The organism is Enterovibrio paralichthyis (assembly GCF_019209835.1).
GTDB classification, from domain to species: Bacteria; Pseudomonadota; Gammaproteobacteria; order Enterobacterales; family Vibrionaceae; genus Enterovibrio; species Enterovibrio paralichthyis.
In genome coordinates, this window is record NZ_JAHUTS010000004.1 from 188,251 (window position 1) to 205,529 (window position 17,279).

At 50.5% G+C, this 17,279-nt stretch carries 12 protein-coding genes; 10 read left to right on the forward strand and 2 right to left on the reverse strand.

Translation table 11 applies throughout. From position 1 onward, the window contains the following. Nucleotides 1-117 precede the first annotated feature (117 nt). The 6 genes from lrp to KU854_RS06900 all read left to right on the forward strand — a co-directional run bounded on the left by lrp (nucleotide 118) and on the right by KU854_RS06900 (nucleotide 8,951). Entirely contained in the window at nucleotides 118-612 is a 495-nt protein-coding gene (gene lrp / locus KU854_RS06875) for a leucine-responsive transcriptional regulator Lrp (RefSeq protein WP_054779854.1), read from the forward strand. A gap of 263 nt (nucleotides 613-875) precedes the next feature. Then, nucleotides 876-3,650, forward strand: a complete 2,775-nt coding sequence (locus tag KU854_RS06880) for a DNA translocase FtsK (RefSeq protein ID WP_218357681.1) — start codon at nucleotides 876-878, stop codon at nucleotides 3,648-3,650. An 11-nt stretch (nucleotides 3,651-3,661) separates the two neighbouring features. Beyond that, the gene (gene lolA, locus KU854_RS06885; RefSeq protein ID WP_218357682.1) at nucleotides 3,662-4,258 is read left to right on the forward strand and encodes an outer membrane lipoprotein periplasmic chaperone LolA; all 597 of its coding nucleotides are present in this window, start codon (nucleotides 3,662-3,664) and stop codon (nucleotides 4,256-4,258) included. 14 nt (nucleotides 4,259-4,272) lie between these two features. After that, nucleotides 4,273-5,607, forward strand: coding sequence for a replication-associated recombination protein A (locus tag KU854_RS06890; protein ID WP_218357683.1), 1,335 nt, complete (start codon nucleotides 4,273-4,275; stop codon nucleotides 5,605-5,607). Nucleotides 5,608-5,762: 155 nt separating this feature from the next. Beyond that, nucleotides 5,763-7,052: a serine--tRNA ligase gene (gene serS / locus KU854_RS06895; RefSeq protein ID WP_218357684.1), complete on the forward strand. Its 1,290-nt coding sequence runs from the start codon at nucleotides 5,763-5,765 to the stop codon at nucleotides 7,050-7,052. Nucleotides 7,053-7,388: 336 nt separating this feature from the next. Then, nucleotides 7,389-8,951, forward strand: a complete 1,563-nt coding sequence (locus tag KU854_RS06900; RefSeq protein WP_218357685.1) for a methyl-accepting chemotaxis protein — start codon at nucleotides 7,389-7,391, stop codon at nucleotides 8,949-8,951. A 74-nt stretch (nucleotides 8,952-9,025) separates the two neighbouring features. Here the strand turns inward: KU854_RS06900 and KU854_RS06905 are convergent, their stop codons facing one another. Then, entirely contained in the window at nucleotides 9,026-9,838 is an 813-nt protein-coding gene (locus KU854_RS06905; protein ID WP_218357686.1) for a hypothetical protein, read from the reverse strand. Nucleotides 9,839-10,066: 228 nt separating this feature from the next. Beyond that, nucleotides 10,067-12,103 carry a methionine--tRNA ligase gene (gene metG / locus KU854_RS06910; protein ID WP_218357687.1) on the reverse strand — a complete coding sequence of 679 codons (2,037 nt, stop codon included), beginning with the start codon at nucleotides 12,101-12,103 and terminating at the stop codon, nucleotides 10,067-10,069. A gap of 236 nt (nucleotides 12,104-12,339) precedes the next feature. Between metG and apbC the strand changes: the two genes are divergently transcribed. The 4 genes from apbC (at nucleotide 12,340) to KU854_RS06930 (ending at nucleotide 17,195) form a co-directional block, all read left to right on the forward strand. Beyond that, nucleotides 12,340-13,437, forward strand: a complete 1,098-nt coding sequence (apbC, locus tag KU854_RS06915) for an iron-sulfur cluster carrier protein ApbC (protein WP_218357688.1) — start codon at nucleotides 12,340-12,342, stop codon at nucleotides 13,435-13,437. A 203-nt stretch (nucleotides 13,438-13,640) separates the two neighbouring features. Continuing rightward, the gene (udk, locus tag KU854_RS06920; protein WP_054779848.1) at nucleotides 13,641-14,282 is read left to right on the forward strand and encodes a uridine kinase; all 642 of its coding nucleotides are present in this window, start codon (nucleotides 13,641-13,643) and stop codon (nucleotides 14,280-14,282) included. A gap of 93 nt (nucleotides 14,283-14,375) precedes the next feature. Further along, entirely contained in the window at nucleotides 14,376-14,972 is a 597-nt protein-coding gene (gene dcd / locus KU854_RS06925; RefSeq protein WP_054779847.1) for a dCTP deaminase, read from the forward strand. Between the two features lie 81 nt (nucleotides 14,973-15,053). Then, nucleotides 15,054-17,195, forward strand: a complete 2,142-nt coding sequence (locus KU854_RS06930; RefSeq protein WP_218357689.1) for an AsmA family protein — start codon at nucleotides 15,054-15,056, stop codon at nucleotides 17,193-17,195. The last annotated feature ends 84 nt before the right edge of the window (nucleotides 17,196-17,279 follow it).

Sequence of the window (17,279 nt, forward strand, 5' to 3'; positions counted from 1 at the left end):
TTGTTGTATTTAGGGCTAGTATAGTTCGCAAAAAGCCGGATTTGATGCTAAATATATAAAATATGTTACGAAAAATGGCATTTAACATTGCAAGGAAGTAAAAAGGTGGAATAAAAAATGGTTGACGCCAAAAAGAAACCCTCCAAGGAATTGGACCGTATTGACAGAAATATTCTTAACGAATTGCAAAAGGATGGCCGCGTCTCGAACGTTGAGCTCTCCAAGCGCGTTGGACTGTCACCAACCCCATGTTTAGAGCGTGTTCGTCGACTGGAAAGACAGGGCTATATCTCCGGATATACGGCGCTGTTGAATCCGCAATATCTCGACGCTTCATTGCTGGTATTCGTGGAAATTACTCTGAACCGTGGTGCACCGGATGTGTTCGAACAGTTTAACAAGGCCGTTCAACAACTCGAAGATATCCAGGAATGTCATCTTGTATCAGGGGATTTCGACTACCTGCTGAAAACACGTGTATCAGATATGTCTGCATATCGTAAGCTTCTGGGTGAGACGCTGTTGCGCCTTCCAGGCGTTAACGACACCCGCACCTACGTGGTGATGGAAGAAGTGAAGCAGACAAACCATCTGGTGATCAAAACGCGTTAACATGCTCACAGCTATCGGACAAAGAGGGCTTTGACGAGTGTTATATTCTGCAAACCGGGCAGCTTGCTGCTCGGTTTGTTTTTTTGTTTGGTGTACACTTTTGCAAAAGTAGGGGTATTAACCCAGTATTTGCCCGTAATTGATGCGTTTTTCGCCATATGGGCGCAGGCAATCATAATGAAAAATAAAGCCGGACCATTCAGCAACACGGCTGACAGGTTATGAAACGATTTCAGGGCTTAAAGTTAGAAAGATAGGTGATAATGGAGTTCTTCTTGCGTCAGGAGCAGAAACAGACCGACACCTCCCGTCGATTAAACGGCATCCAACGTTTAAAAGAGAGTGCACTGATCCTTGCGCTCTTGTCTGCTGTGTTTATTTTTGTGTCGTTAATCAGTTACGACTCCTCCGATCCATCATGGTCCCAGACTGCCTGGGATGGTCCTGTCCGCAATGCCGCGGGCAATGCCGGTGCATGGGTCGCCGATACCCTGTTTTTTACATTGGGTACTTTGGCATATCCGGTGCCATTTTTACTGTTGCTCGGTGGCTGGGTCTTTTTCCGTCGCCGTGCTGCCTCTGAGCCACTGAACTACACCATCCTTGCCACCAAAATCCTGGGGGTTGTACTTCTTTTGCTGACAAGTTGTGGTCTGGCCGATCTCAATTTTGATGACTTCTGGTTCTTTTCATCCGGCGGTGTCGTTGGGGATGTCCTCACAGAGTTGGCATTGCCGATGTTTAACATCCTTGGCACAACCTTGGTGTTCATGTTTGTCTGGGCGGCCGGTTTTACGCTGTTTACAGGCATTTCATGGCTGACCATCGTTGATACCCTTGGTGAGAAAACACTGGATGGACTGACTTGGCTGGTTAACCGTATTCGTGGTGATAAACCGCAAATGGTGGGAGCGACTGTCGATACTTCTGATCTGGACGCTGACGATCCACTGTTCTCCGAAGCGCCTTCAGCGCAGCGGGAGCTGGCAGATGTTTCACTGCTGAATAAAGTACAGCGTGTGAAGTCGACAGAAGTGGCTGAAGAGAAACCGGGCGCACCGATCATCCATGCATCAACACCTGCGCCAATTTCTGCACCTATTGAACGCAAAGAGCCGACAATCCAGCTTGATAACGTTGTCGATACGTCTGTTAGTGAGGCGACAGTGGCTGCCCGTATCCCTGTGGATGAAGAAGAGGTCGCTTTTGATTCGCCGGCCGTGGCTGTAACACCTGCGCCAAACGCAGACGCTGCCGACGAGCGACTGCCTTGGGATGATGAGGTTGAAGAGACGCAAGCGCGTGATGATTGGACTGACGAGCCAGACGTTGAGCCGCAGCACAATCATCCACCACGTGAAGACATCGTGATCGGTAATACCGATGGTTTGTCTGAACTCGACCGTGCGCAAGCCCAATCCGTTATACCGGATGATGAGGATCCATTCCTTGAAACTATCCGTGAAGCGCAGAAAAATGCGGCGGGTGCTGTGCATCCTTTCCTGGTGAAAGACGAGCCGAACCTGCCGAAGCCGACTGAACCATTGCCAACGATTGATTTGCTGGATCCTCCGCGCAACACTGCAACCCGCGCGACAGACGAAGAGCTTCAGTATCAGGCGCGCCTGATTGAAACACGCCTGGAAGAGTACAAAATCAAGGTAACGGTCAAAGGTATCTTCCCTGGGCCTGTTATCACCCGCTTTGAGCTGGAACTGGCGCCTGGCGTGAAAGTCAGCAGGATCATGAGCCTTTCCAAAGACATCGCCCGTTCACTTTCAACCAGTGCAGTGCGTGTCGTGGACGTGATCCCGGGTAAGCCATATATCGGCTTGGAGCTGCCAAACAGCAGCCGTGAAACTGTGTTTATGTCGGAAGTGGTCGCAAGTGAGCGCTTCCAGTCATCCAAGTCACCGCTTTCCGTGGTTTTGGGTAAAGACATTGCCGGTGAGGCCATTGTGACCGACCTTGCCAAAGCACCGCACCTGCTGGTGGCAGGTACCACGGGCTCTGGTAAGTCAGTCGGTGTGAACGTGATGATTGTTTCCATGCTTTACAAAGCTGGCCCAGAAGATGTGCGTTTCATCATGATTGACCCGAAAATGCTGGAGCTTTCGGTTTACGAAGGTATTCCGCATCTTCTGACCGAAGTGGTAACAGACATGAAAGACGCCGCCAATGCCCTTCGCTGGAGCGTGGCGGAAATGGAGCGCCGTTACAAACTGATGTCAGCGCTCGGCGTGCGTAATATCGGTGGCTACAACGAGAAAATCCGTGAGGCAGCTGAGGCTAACCACCCGATCCCAGACCCATTGTGGAAGCCGGGCGACAGCATGGACGAAACCGCTCCAATGTTGGAAAAACTGCCGTATATCGTGGTTATCGTGGATGAATTTGCTGACCTGATGATGGTGGTTGGCAAGAAAGTTGAAGAGCTGATTGCGCGTTTGGCGCAGAAAGCACGTGCGGCGGGTATCCATCTGGTGCTGGCAACGCAGCGTCCGTCAGTGGATGTGATTACTGGTCTTATTAAGGCCAACATCCCAACCCGTATGGCGTTTACGGTTTCGACCAAAACAGACTCACGTACCATTCTTGACCAGGGCGGCGCAGAATCGCTGCTGGGCATGGGTGACATGCTGTTTATGCCAAACGGTTCGAACCATCCAGCGCGTGTGCATGGTGCGTTTGTTAACGATGACGAAGTACACCGCGTGGTAAGCAACTGGAAAGCGCGTGGTAAGCCACAATATATCTCAGACATCACCTGTGGCGATCAGGGCAGTGACGGCCTATTGCCGGGTGAAGCATCGGAAAATGGAGACGATGACGAGCTGGATCAACTGTTCGACCAAGTGGTTGAGTTTGTGACTGAATCCCGCCGCGCTTCAGTCTCAGGGGTACAGCGCCGCTTTAAGATTGGCTATAACCGAGCTGCGCGCATTGTGGAACAACTGGAAGCGCAGGGCATTGTCAGCGCTCCGGGACATAACTCGAATCGTGAGGTGTTGGCGCCGCCACCACCGCCTAGAGATTGATTGGAAACAGAATGAAAAAGATGTTGTTTTCCCTGCTGCTGGTGGCACCAGCAGTATTTGCAAATCCTCAGCAAGAACTGAATACCCGCTTGGGCAAGCTCAACAATTTCACCGCCAGCTTTGAGCAAACGGTGACAAGCCCGGAAGGGGATGTAATCAGTGAAGGTGAGGGCCAGCTTACGATGAAGCGCCCGAACCTGTTTAACTGGGAAACGGTGACGCCGGATGAAAATTTCCTGATTTCAGACGGCAAAACCCTGTGGTACTACAGCCCGTTTATCGAGCAGGTCACCGCAATGTGGCTGGAAGATGCTACGTCGCAAACGCCGTTCGTATTGCTGACCCGCAACGATCCGAAAGACTGGGACAACTACAACGTAGAGCAAAATGGTGACACCTTTACCCTGTCACCGAAAAAAGCGTCCAATCTGGGCGAGTTCGTGGTGAAAGTGCAGCCAAACGGCGAAATCACCGAATTCGCGGTGGTTGAGCAGGATGGCCAGAAAAGCCGTTTTGAACTCGACAATGTCAAGAATGTGTCGCCGAGCCCTTCGCTGTTCAGCTTTACTGTACCGGAAGGTGTCGAGCTGGATGATCAGCGACAGTAAACTGGGATCCTAAAGTGAGTAATTTCAGTCTGGATTTTGCGGACGATTTTCGCCCCTTGGCCGCACGCATGCGGCCAACCAACCTCTCCGAATACATTGGCCAGAAACACCTGCTAGGTGAAGGCAAACCGCTTCGTCGCGCCCTAGAGAGCGGCCAACTACACTCCATGATCTTATGGGGCCCTCCTGGTACCGGTAAAACTACGCTGGCGGAAGTGGCGGCAGGTTATGCCAATGCGGAAATTGAGCGCGTCTCGGCGGTGACTTCCGGCGTAAAAGATATCCGCCTGGCTATCGATAAAGCCAAGGAAAGCCAGTTGGTAGGTCGCCGCACCATCCTTTTTGTAGATGAGGTACACCGCTTTAACAAAAGCCAACAGGACGCCTTCTTGCCCCATATAGAAGATGGCACCATCACCTTTATCGGCGCGACCACGGAAAACCCATCGTTTGAGCTGAACAACGCACTGCTTTCCCGTGCCCGGGTTTATAAGCTGAAATCGTTGGATACCGATGATGTGCTGGAGGTTATCGAGCAGGCGTTAACGGACAAAGTGCGCGGCTTAGGCAATGAGGTTCTGGTATTCACTGATGGCGTTAAGCAGCAACTGGCAGAGTTTACGTCCGGTGATGCCCGCATGACGCTGAACTATCTCGAACTGTTGTCTGATATGGCAGAGCCGGACGCCAGCGGCAAGAAAACGATCACGGTTGAGCTACTGGCTGAAGTAGCGGGTGAAAAGGTTGCGCGGTTCGATAACAAAGGCGACCTTTGGTACGACTTGATTTCGGCGTTTCACAAATCTGTTCGTGGCTCTGATCCGGACGCCGCGCTCTACTGGTATGCCCGCATCATCACCGCCGGTGGTGACCCGCTTTATGTTGCCCGTCGTCTGCTGGCGATTGCTTCAGAAGATATAGGAAACGCAGACCCAAGGGCGATGGAAATTGCCATCAATGCCTGGGATTGCTTTACCCGCGTTGGGCCGGCAGAAGGGGAGCGTGCAATTGCACAGGCCGCCGTATACATGGCCTGTGCGGCGAAAAGTAATGCGGTTTACACCGCCTGGAAGCAGGCGCTGACTGATGCAAAGATGCATCCGGACTACGAAGTACCCAATCACCTTCGTAATGCACCTACCACCTTGATGAAAGAGATGGGTTATGGTGAAGGTTACCGATACGCCCACGATGAGCCGAATGCCTATGCTGCCGGGGAGAGTTATTTCCCTCAGGAAATGAAAGGCACGCAATACTATCACCCGGTTAATCGTGGAATGGAAATCAAAATTGCGGAAAAGCTGGCGTTTCTTGAGCAATTGAATGCAAATAGCCCTCGAAAACGCTAGGAAATAAAACCCAGTTTGGGTATTGTTTTACCCACTGACCACGGTGAGAAATTAAGCCTCTCCGGAAGGGACACCAATCTTATTGACGTTGCCATAATAGTGCGTGGCAGCGTCAACTTCTTTTAAGGCACTGTTTAACGATTCACAGGATTAACATGCTGGATTCAAAACTACTTCGTACCGAGCTGGACGCAACAGCTGAAAAACTGGCACGTCGTGGCTTCAAGCTTGACGTTGACACTCTCCGCAACCTGGAAGAAAAGCGCAAATCGCTGCAAGTACGCACCGAGGAGCTGCAAGCTGAGCGTAATGCACGATCCAAGTCCATTGGTCAGGCGAAGGCAAAAGGTGAAGATATCCAGCCGCTGCTGGCTGCTGTTGAGAACCTGGGTGACGAGCTGAACAAAGCGAAAGCTGAACTGGCAGAGCTTCAGGATCAACTGAACGACGTTATTCTGGGCATTCCAAACCTGGCGGATGACGTTGTACCTGTAGGTAAAGACGAAACGGAAAACGTTGAAATCTCTGTTTGGGGCGAGCCTAAAACTTACGATTTCGAAGTGAAAGATCACGTTGATCTGGGCGAGCTGACTGGCGGTCTTGATTTCGCGAGCGCAGTAAAACTGTCTGGCTCACGTTTCATCGTGATGAAAGGCCAAATGGCGCGCCTGCACCGTGCAATTGCACAGTTCATGTTGGATCTGCACACTACTGAGCACGGTTACACCGAAATGTACGTGCCTTACCTGGTGAATGCAGACAGCCTGTTCGGTACCGGCCAACTGCCTAAGTTTGGTGAAGACCTGTTCCACACCAAACCAGCGACTGAAGAAGGTGTTGGCATGTCGCTGATCCCGACTGCAGAAGTACCGCTGACCAACATGGTTCGTGATGAAATCGTTGACGAAGCAGACCTGCCAATCCGCATGACTGCTCACACGCCATGTTTCCGTTCAGAAGCAGGTTCTTATGGCCGTGATACCCGTGGTCTTATCCGTATGCACCAATTCGACAAAGTTGAACTGGTACAAATTGTGAAGCCTGAAGACTCAATGGCAGTTCTTAAAGAGCTGACCGGCCACGCGGAAAAAGTACTGCAACTGCTGAACCTGCCATACCGTAAAGTACTGCTGTGTACTGGCGATATGGGCTTCGGCTCTGCGAAGACTTACGATCTGGAAGTGTGGGTACCGGCGCAAGGCACTTACCGTGAAATTTCTTCTTGCTCGAACATGACTGATTTCCAAGCGCGTCGTATGCAAGCACGCTTCCGCCGTAAAGGCGCGAGCAAGCCAGAACTGCTGCACACACTGAACGGTTCAGGTCTGGCTGTAGGCCGCACCATGGTAGCGATTCTGGAAAACTACCAGCTTGAAGATGGCCGCATCGAAGTGCCAGAGGTACTGCGTCCATACATGGGTGGCTTGACCCACATCGGTGGCTAATTAAAGTCCTGAAGCCAAAATTTGAAACCGGCCTAATTAGGCCGGTTTTTTTTCGCCTGAACATTACAATTCTTTAGAAACCTTAAGTCTATAACCGTAAAAAGATTGTGGCTATATAGGCATTTTTAGCTTCGTTGCTTTGATATTTTTCTTCATATATCTAACACTTCTTTGCTGATACATTCATTAGTAGTGGCTAATACATATTGATAAATAAAAAAAATAGAAATGGAAAAGTGGTCATTTTTTGAAAATGCGACTCTCTCATTTTGTTTTAAAAAACTGAACTACTATTAATGAGAAGCCAGTCTTAACTCTAAGAAAGGAAAATGTGGTATGCGAGTTAATAATCCTGTGACTGATAAAGAGGTAAAGTTTCCCGCGAACTATAACCTTCTATCTACAACTGACACGCGCGGTATTGTGAAGTATGCAAGCAAAGATTTTTGTGAGGTTGCGGGATATACCCAGGAAGAAATTATCGGGCAACCTCATAATTTGGTACGCCATCCAAGCATGCCACCGGCTGCATTCCAAAATATGTGGGACTTCATTAAATCCGGCAGGTCTTGGATGGGGATTGTTAAAAACCGCAGTAAAGATGGCGGGTTCTATTGGGTAAACGCCTTTGCTTCACCCATCAAAATCAATGGTCAGATCGCTGAATACCAATCAGTACGTACTATTCCGGATCGCGATGCCGTCGATCGTGCTGACAAAATTTACCCACAGCTGTTGGCGGGTAAAACGCCCTCCGCACTGAAAATGCCACGAACCCGTTTGTGGCAGCGTGCAGCAATGTGGTTTGTTCCTATCGGTATCGCTGCAGGCGCGGTGGGTTTCTTTGCTGGTTTTTACGCCGCGGTGGCTGCCCAGTTTGTGTTGTCTGTAGGCGCTGTCTACGCGCTTACCCGCCGTCTTGAAAAAGTCACGGCCATGGCAAGAGACGCATATGACAACCCACTGATGGAATACATTTACAACGGTGCAATTGATGATGTTTCTGAAATTGAACTGGCGCTTAAAATGCGCAGCGCCGAGTTGAATGCTGTCGTCGGGCGAATCCTGGATGGGAGTGATCAGGTACTTGGTGCTGCTAACAAAGCAAGACAGAACGGTCAACGTACCTCTGAAAACCTCGACAGGCAAAATGCGGAAACCGACCAGATTGCAGCGGCCATCAATGAAATGTCTGCCACCGCCAATGATATGTCCGGTAACACGCAAAGCGCTTCAGATGCCGCAATGGAAGCGCAGGAAGCAACCCTTGCCGGTATGGAGACCGTCGGTAAGACTGTTGATGCTATCCAGAATCTGGCGAAGCAGCTTAGCTCTGCATCCAATGTGATTTCTAAACTTGAAGAGCACGGCAAACGTATCGGCGCGGTATCTGATGTTATCCAGGGCATAGCAGAACAGACCAACCTGCTGGCATTGAATGCCGCGATTGAGGCAGCCCGTGCCGGTGAGCAGGGTCGTGGTTTTGCGGTGGTTGCTGATGAAGTACGTGCTCTTGCGCAACGTACCCAGGAGTCAACCTCTGAGATTCAAGATGTGATTTCTCAAATCCAGAACGGTACACAGCAGGCGGTAGACGCCATGTCTCGTGGTACTTCACTGTCTGAAGAGTGTGTGACCAGTGCAGAGCAAGCCGGTGAAGTGCTGAGACGTTCACAAGAGCTGGTTTCTAACATTAACGACAGAAATCATCAGGTGGCCGCGGCTGTTCAACAGCAAGCGGCGGTTTCCAATGAGATGAACGGTAACATCCAGTCTGTCGCTGAATTGTCACAGCAAACCATGTCCATCTCCCGTGAGTCGGTGGAGGAAGCTAAAAAGCTTTACGATGCACTGGATGATCAAAAACGCTTGGTTGCTCAGTTCCGACGTGTCGGTTAACGCACCGAAAATGGAACATCAAAACAAGGAAGGCCAGCATTCGCTGGCCTTCCTTTTTGTTGTGGGTTACCGCGTTATCCAATACTTGCTGGCAGTGCCTTGGGCGCTGCGTGAGCGTCGATGACTTTATCTGCCTGCGTTTTGAGTTCCAATTCGCGGTCAAACAGGTGCAGCAAGATAACGCTAAGATCCTGGCTGATTTTTATCAGTGAAGAAGCCGGAATACTCTCTTCGTCCGCACGGATCACTGAATCAAAACGTTGCTCAACACGTTCAAAAGCCAATGATGCATCGCTGCTTGCCATCAAAGAAAGCTGATACATGCGCTTTTGCAGAATACGGCTTTGTAAGCTGACCGACTGCCATGCGGCAACCTTACCATCCATCAGTCGCATTGCGGCTTGTTCAAAGCGCAGCTGTGCTTCTTTGGTATCAATCCAGGTTTGCCAGAAAGCTTGGTATTCCTCGTACATCGTGTCCTGATTAAGCTCAGAGATATACGAGCGGGTTACTTCATCGATAATGTAAATCAAGTGATCTGAAGTTCTGTGGTGCAATGAAAACCAGCCAGCACGGGATTGGTTAGGCAGTGACTGCAACACTTCCTCCATGCGTGAACTGAGCACACGGAAAAGCGGACGTTGCGCGTTGCTGCAGTGCTTCAGCATGCTTTCGCAAAAGTCACGGATTTCATCTCGGGCTTTGCTTGCCTGCGGTGATTGTGGGCAACGGATATAACGGGTGTTGTGGTCATGCAACATCCACAAAAGCTCGCGCATATTGCTGATTTGGTTGCGGTATTGTGCACAACGTGATTCCCGGGTGCTGGACATGCCAGAAGCAAGACGGAGTAACCAGTTTGGGGTGATGGTTGTCAGCAGTGCCATAATCTTTTCCTCTTTCCTGAGTGCCTGATTATGTACTGCAGAGGCTGTGCCAGAAATTTACCCGTTTAATATCAGATAGATAGGATTTTGGCTGAATTTTTATGTGCGGAGATGATGCATTAGCGAACCAGATTGGTGCAAAAATGTGATGGAAGTCACCTGCCAACGCATTCAGTTTCATATACAAAAAAGGAGCCTTAACGGCTCCTTTTAGACGCGGTACGGTGACTACATCACGCGCATGCCCGCTTGTGCACCTTCGTGTGGTTCAAGCAACCACAGGTCTTTACCACCAGGGCCTGCCGCCAGAATCATGCCTTCAGACATGCCGAACTTCATCTTGCGAGGCTTCAGGTTAGCAACCACAACCGTGTATTTACCAATCAGGTCTTCAGGGTTGTACGCTGATTTGATACCAGAGAACACCTGACGGGTTTCGCCGCCGAGATCCAGTTGGAACTTAAGCAGCTTGTCCGCTTTTGGTACCGATTCACAAGAGATGATTTTCGCAATGCGAAGGTCAACTTTTGCAAAGTCGTCGAACTCGATTTCCGGTGCGATAGGCTCATCATCCAGCGGGCCTTTTGCTTTTTCAGCGGCCGCTTTCTCTGCTGCTGCATCTTCTTTAGACGCTTCCACCATGGCTTCAACGTTCTTCGGATCGATACGGCTGAACAGCGCTTTAAAAGTATTCACTTTGTGCGCGGTCAGAGGCTGTGCAACGCCTTCCCAGCTCAAGGTCTCGTTCAGGAACGCTTCTGTGCGCTCTGCCAGCTCAGGCATAACAGGCTTGAGGTAAGTCATCAGAACGCGGAACAGGTTAATACCCATGGTACAGATAGCCTGAAGCTCAGCGTCTTTGCCTTCTTCTTTCGCCACAACCCAAGGTGCTTTCTCGTCAACGTACTGGTTGGCTTTGTCAGCCAGCGCCATGATTTCACGGATTGCACGGCTGTATTCGCGCTTCTCGTACAGATCGCCAATACGCTCTGCCGCAGATGCAAATTCAGCGTACAGTGCAGGCTCTGCGCATTCAGCAGACAGCATGCCGTCGAAACGCTTCGCGATGAAACCCGCGTTACGTGAAGCTAGGTTAACGACTTTGTTCACGATGTCAGAGTTTACACGCTGAACGAAATCGTCCAGGTTCAGGTCGAGGTCATCGATGCGGTTGTTCAGTTTGGCTGCGTAGTAGTAACGCAGGCATTCTGGATCCAGGTGCTTCAGGTAAGTGCTCGCCTTAATGAAAGTACCTTTCGATTTTGACATCTTCGCGCCGTTAACAGTCACGTAGCCATGTACGAACACGTTGTTTGGCTTGCGGAAGCCTGCGCCTTCCAGCATTGCAGGCCAGAACAGACTGTGGAAGTAAACGATGTCTTTACCGATAAAGTGGTACAGCTCAGTTTGGCTGTCTTTGTTCCAGTACTCGTCGAAGTCTACATCGCTGTTCTTGTTACAGTAGTTCTTGAAAGAACCCATGTAACCGATTGGTGCGTCCAGCCATACGTAGAAGTATTTGCCAGGCTCACCCGGGATTTCGAAGCCGAAGTATGGCGCATCACGTGAGATATCCCACTGCTGCAGGCCAGACTCGAACCACTCGTTCATCTTGTTCGCCATTTCTTCTTGCAGCGCACCGGACTTAGTCCACGCTTGCAGCATGCCTTCAAACTGTGGCAGGTCGAAGAAGAAGTGAACGGAATCTTTCAGTACAGGGGTTGCGCCACTGACTGCTGATTTTGGATTGACCAGCTCAGTAGGGCTGTAAGTTTCGCCACAGTTGTCGCAGTTGTCGCCGTACTGATCTTCAGAACCACATTTCGGGCAGGTGCCTTTAACGAAACGGTCTGGCAGGAACATTTCTTTCTCAGGGTCAAACAGCTGAGAAATGGTGCGGCTGTTGATGAAGCCGTTGTTCTTCAGTTGGGTGTAGATGTAAGACGCCAGCTCTCGGTTTTCGTCGCTGTGCGTGCTGTGGTAGTTGTCAAAGCTGATGTCAAAGCCAGCGAAGTCTGCTTCGTGCTCTTTTTGCATTTCAGCGATCATGGCTTCAGGCTCGATACCCAGCTGCTGGGCTTTCAGCATGATTGGCGTGCCGTGTGCGTCGTCTGCACAGATGAAGTTGACAGTGTTGCCACGAAGGCGCTGATAACGCACCCATACGTCTGCCTGAATATGCTCGAGCATATGACCCAAATGGATAGAGCCATTCGCGTAAGGCAGGGCACAGGTAACCAGAATTTTACGTTGGTTTGCAGCCATAATTTAGATAGTTCGCTTTTGACAATTGAATCGAATGAATGCCGCAAATCTTACCTGATACCGCATTGAAAGCATAGGGTGTGATGCGCTTCGTTGGTTGTGAAAACCGTTGCAGGGCGGGGCGGAACACTATTTGCAATATCCCTACAAGCAAAAGGGTGTGAAAAGGCCAAAATTTCATTAGGCTAGAGGAAACCATACGAATCCGTTCAGCTTTGCTACGAGGAGAGTTTCCCATGTTTTTTGGCCGCGAGAATGATGAAAAACCGGATATGGATGCTGTCAAATCCTTCCTCAACCATTTTTCCCATGCTGCATTGGTTGATGATTGGGCAAGTTGCCCTGGGCTTTTGTCCCAATCCAAGGCTGGCGAAATCACGGTTACTTTCCCGTTTGCGGCAGCCCCGGTCTGTGAGGCATTGGCGCAATGGCTGGATGCACAGAAAAGCGAAGGTGAAAACCTGCCCGCGATTCAGGTGCGCCAGCGGGTCGTGCCACTGAAGGCGGGAGAAAAGTCGCCGCTTAAGGGCGTGAAAAACATCATCGTTGTCAGCTCAGCCAAAGGCGGCGTGGGTAAATCCACAACCTCAGTGAACCTAGCTCTGGCACTCAAGGCATTGGGCGCGAAAGTCGGGATCCTGGATGCCGATATCTATGGTCCTTCGCTGCCGATCATGCTGGGAACCAAAGGCAAACAGCCCACTACGCTCGATGGTAAAACCATGGAGCCGATAGAGGCGCATGGCCTGTTCAGCAACTCCATTGGCTATTTGGTACCTGATGAAAACGCCATGGTCTGGCGCGGCCCAATGGCGTCCAAAGCATTTGCCCAATTGGCAAATGAAACCCATTGGCCGGACATCGATTATCTGGTGATTGATATGCCGCCGGGCACGGGGGATATCCAGCTTAGCCTTGCGCAGCAATTTCCGGTCACTGCAGCGGTTGTTGTTACAACGCCTCAGGATTTGGCGCTTGCGGATGCGATTAAGGGAGTGGCGATGTTTGGCAAAGTCGACGTGCCCGTGCTCGGGGTGGTAGAGAACATGAGCTACCATATTTGTAGTCATTGCGGTCATCACGAGGCGATCTTTGGTCAGGGGGGGGCAGTGAAAATGGCCGCGGACATGGGGCTTTCGTTGCTGGCGCAGGTGCCTTTGCATATTGCTATCCGCGAAGACATCGATGCCGGGGCTCCTACTGTGATCAGCAAGCCTGAAAGCGAACATGCCGAGATGTATATAGCGCTGGCGCAAAAAGTTGCCAGCCAGCTTTTCTGGCGTGGTGAGCCTATGGCGGAACAAATTTCGATTGTGAATGTAAACGACCAATAACGAATGTGAATGATAAGCAAGCGAATTGCTTAAAAATTGAATATTGAGAGCGATATGTGGCGCGCAATCCGTATGCATAGTGATGAAACAATGCGCGGATTGCTTTTATTTGAGACTTTAATCACATATTTAGATGGCATGCGCGAGGTCAACTCCCTATAATCAGGCGGTTTATTTCTCGCCATATTCCCGGGTATTCATTTATGAGTGACAACAACCAATGTGTCATTATCGGTATTGCAGGCGCATCTGCATCCGGTAAAAGTCTGATCGCAAGCACTATTTATCAGGAACTCAAAGAAAAAGTTGGCGATCATCAGATCGGTGTTATCACGGAAGACCGCTACTACCGCGACCAAGGCCACCTGAGCATGGAAGATCGCGTTAAAACCAACTACGACCATCCTCAAGCGCTGGACCACGATTTGCTGTGCAAGCACCTTCAAGAACTGATGGAAGGTAAAGCAGTGGAAGTTCCACAGTACAGCTACGCAGAACATACCCGTATGGAAGAAACCACCACGCTGACACCGAAAAAAGTGATCATCCTGGAAGGTATTCTTCTGCTGACGGATCCGCGCCTGCGTGACCTGATGCATGCGAGCATCTTTATGGATACCCCGCTGGACATCTGCCTGCTGCGCCGTGTTAAACGTGACGTAGCTGAGCGCGGCCGTACTATGGAATCTGTACTGGAACAGTACCAGAAAACAGTTCGTCCAATGTTTATGCAGTTCATCGAACCTTCAAAACAGTATGCTGACATTATCGTACCGCGCGGCGGCAAAAACCGTATCGCAATCGACGTGTTGAAAGCACACATTGCTAGGTTGCTAAAATCTTAATGAAAAGAGCCGGTTATCCGGCTTTTTTTATATCTTGAATTCGATAGGCTAACTGAATTGGGTTAGCCTTTTGCTTGTGTGAGGGAACACGCAATGAGATTGAGTGACAAACATATAAAAGAAAGCCTGGACAGTGGCCATATTGTGATTGACCCGCGTCCCAGTGACGATGCGATTTCCGGCGTGACGGCGGATGTGACCTTGGGCAACCAGTTTCGTGTCTTTAGTGAGCATGGTGCACCTTATATTGACTTGTCCGGGCCGAGGGAAGAAGTCTCAGCACAACTCGACAAAGTGATGAGCGATGAGATTGAAATCGCTGATGGCGAGGCGTTTTTTCTCCATCCCGGGCAACTGGCACTGGCTGTCACACAGGAAGTGGTCACTTTGCCGGATGACATTGTGGGCTGGCTGGACGGGCGTTCATCCTTGGCGAGGTTAGGCCTGATGGTGCACGTTACGGCACACCGTATAGACCCGGGCTGGCAGGGTCGTATTGTGCTGGAGTTTTACAACAGTGGTCGTTTACCGCTCGCGTTGCGCCCCGGTATGCCTATTGGTGCATTGAGTTTTGAGACCATGACCAGCGCCGCTGAGCGCCCCTATCACAAGCGCCAGAACGCGAAATACAAGAACCAACAGGGGGCGGTGGCGTCACGGATAAATGAAGACCGGGTTGAAGGCAAATAGCAAAGATTGTTGAAAACAGGGCAGAATTTATTGTCTTGATTGGGTAATCTCCCCGCATCACAAAAGGAAATGTTATTCATCATGAAAAAGCTTCTCTACATTCTGATTGGATTGGTGCTCTTGGTGGTGGTCGCTGTGGGTGCCATCGTCGCGTTTATCAACCCCAATGATTTCAAGCCCCTGATTGCGGAAGAGGTCAAAAAAGCCACTGGACGTGATCTGGTAATTGATGGCGACATCAGCTGGCGCTTCTGGCCAAGCCTTGGCCTGTCGGTTGAAAAGCTGGCGTTCAAAAACCCTGAAGGTTTTGCAGAGCCGGATATGCTGACACTGCAGCAGGCTGAAATGTCTGTTGCGGTAACCCCATTGCTTTCAGACACGCTGGATATCGGGGTGGTTAAACTGCTGGGGGCGCATGTCTTTGTCCAAACGTTGCCAAACGGTACCAGTAACCTTGATGGTCTGGCTGGCGAGCAGGCAGGTTCTGACACTGCAACACAGGATAAGTCTTCTGAGCCGGCCACTTCGGCGCAACCAACGAGTGACACTAAGCCTTGGACTATCAGCATTGGTGGACTTGAGCTGGTGGATGCTAGCGTGACCATGCGTGATGACAAGACACATACAGCCAGTGAAATCAGTTCGCTGAACCTGATGATCGGCAAACTCGAAACCGGCCTTTGGGTGCCGATTGAATTTGATGTGAAGGGGAAACAAAACGCCTTGAGCTTTGATGTGAAAGGCAGCGCGGAAGCCATGCTGGAAAAAGACGCCATGAAGTCCAAGTTGCGTCAACTCTCAGTAACAGCCAGTGCCAATGACGCCCAAATGCAGCTGGAAAGCCTGACATTGAAAGCCGATCAGGCGGGTCTCGCAGTGCCGATGGCCATTGATTTCTCTGCCAAGGGTAAATCGGCTGACATGGCTTTCGATGCCAGCGGCAAAACCACGGTATTGGTGAATGAAGCGATTTCGCTGATCACCGCTTCCGGACTGGATCTGGCGAGCACACTTTCTGGTGCGTCATTGCCTAAATCCGAGATGAAGGTGGGTTTGAAAGGCGATGTGGCTTTTGACAATAAAGCACAAAAGCTGTCGCTGGAAAAACTGCACGCCACTGTCGATGACACCGAATTTAAAGGTAAGGCGTCAGTCGCACTGGCTGATATCCCAGCCATCCGATTCGATGTAATGAGCCCAAAAATCGATCTCAATGCGTTGTTGGGTACACCATCCAAACCGCAGGATAAACCAGCAGCACCGGCCAACAAACCTGCTACGGGTGGCGAGAAACCTGCCGCGGAGAAAAAACCGCTGAGTGATGTTGAACCTGACCTCTCTGCGCTTAAATCTCTGGATATCGCCGGTAAAATTGCCATTGATGAATTTATTGCTGACAACGTTGAAGTCAGCAGTGTGGTGACGGCATTTGCTGTAAACCGCGGTAAAGTGAATGTGACCCAATTTGATGCCAAGCTCTACGGCGGCACGATTAACGCCACAGGTACACTGGACGCCACCGTCAGCCCTGCTCGTTACACGGCGAAGAAAGGCATTAACAACGTCAGTGTCCAGCCATTGCTTCAGGCGGTGGCCGGTCAGGACATTTTGTCCGGCAACGGCAGTATCGATGTTAATGTCAGCGGTGTTGGCTTGTCAGAGAAACGCCTGCGCACCGGGATCACCGGGACGGTGGCGATTAACTTTGCAGACGGTTCAATTAACGGCATCAACATTCCGGAAATGATCCGCGAAGCGAAAGCAGCCCTGAAAGGCCAGAGTGCGACCTATGTTGAAGAAACCCGTAAAACAGACTTCAGCGCGCTGAGTGCTTCCTTCAACCTTGGTAAGGGCATAGCTTCGACCCGTAATATGAAAATGGAAGCACCGGCACTTCGCGTACACAGTGAAGGCCAGACCAACCTGGTGAATGAAGACCTGGATTTTAAAGTGCTTGTTTCAGTTGTGGGTACCAGTAAAGGGCAGGGCGGCAAGGACATCGATGAGCTGAAAGACATCACGATTCCGGTCAATATCGGCGGTACCTGGCAGGCACCGAGCTACAAGCTGGATGTAAAAGCGCTACTGACTTCCAACAAGGTGCTGGAAGATAAAGTGCGCAAGGAAGCTGAGCGCGGTCTGCAAAAACTGCTGGGTGACAAGGCAGGGGATGACAAAGTGAAAGAAGCGGCAGATAAGCTGCTAAAAGGACTGTTCAACTAAACCCTGAAACATCACTAAAACGAAGAAAGCCGCAATCGCGGCTTTCTTTTTTTCCGTTGCTATTCTGGGTATTTAAAAAGGGAC

What these genes read in the sequence shown, in the direction of transcription:
- udk (WP_054779848.1), top strand. Translation starts at nt 13,641, where the DNA reads ATGAGTGACAACAACCAATGTGTCATTATCGGTATTGCAGGCGCATCT.
- serS (WP_218357684.1), top strand. Translation starts at nt 5,763, where the DNA reads ATGCTGGATTCAAAACTACTTCGTACCGAGCTGGACGCAACAGCTGAA.
- lrp (WP_054779854.1), top strand. Translation starts at nt 118, where the DNA reads ATGGTTGACGCCAAAAAGAAACCCTCCAAGGAATTGGACCGTATTGAC.
- KU854_RS06930 (WP_218357689.1), top strand. Translation starts at nt 15,054, where the DNA reads ATGAAAAAGCTTCTCTACATTCTGATTGGATTGGTGCTCTTGGTGGTG.
- KU854_RS06900 (WP_218357685.1), top strand. Translation starts at nt 7,389, where the DNA reads ATGCGAGTTAATAATCCTGTGACTGATAAAGAGGTAAAGTTTCCCGCG.
- apbC (WP_218357688.1), top strand. Translation starts at nt 12,340, where the DNA reads ATGTTTTTTGGCCGCGAGAATGATGAAAAACCGGATATGGATGCTGTC.
- lolA (WP_218357682.1), top strand. Translation starts at nt 3,662, where the DNA reads ATGAAAAAGATGTTGTTTTCCCTGCTGCTGGTGGCACCAGCAGTATTT.
- KU854_RS06880 (WP_218357681.1), top strand. Translation starts at nt 876, where the DNA reads ATGGAGTTCTTCTTGCGTCAGGAGCAGAAACAGACCGACACCTCCCGT.
- metG (WP_218357687.1), bottom strand. Translation starts at nt 12,103, where the DNA reads ATGGCTGCAAACCAACGTAAAATTCTGGTTACCTGTGCCCTGCCTTAC.
- dcd (WP_054779847.1), top strand. Translation starts at nt 14,376, where the DNA reads ATGAGATTGAGTGACAAACATATAAAAGAAAGCCTGGACAGTGGCCAT.
- KU854_RS06905 (WP_218357686.1), bottom strand. Translation starts at nt 9,838, where the DNA reads ATGGCACTGCTGACAACCATCACCCCAAACTGGTTACTCCGTCTTGCT.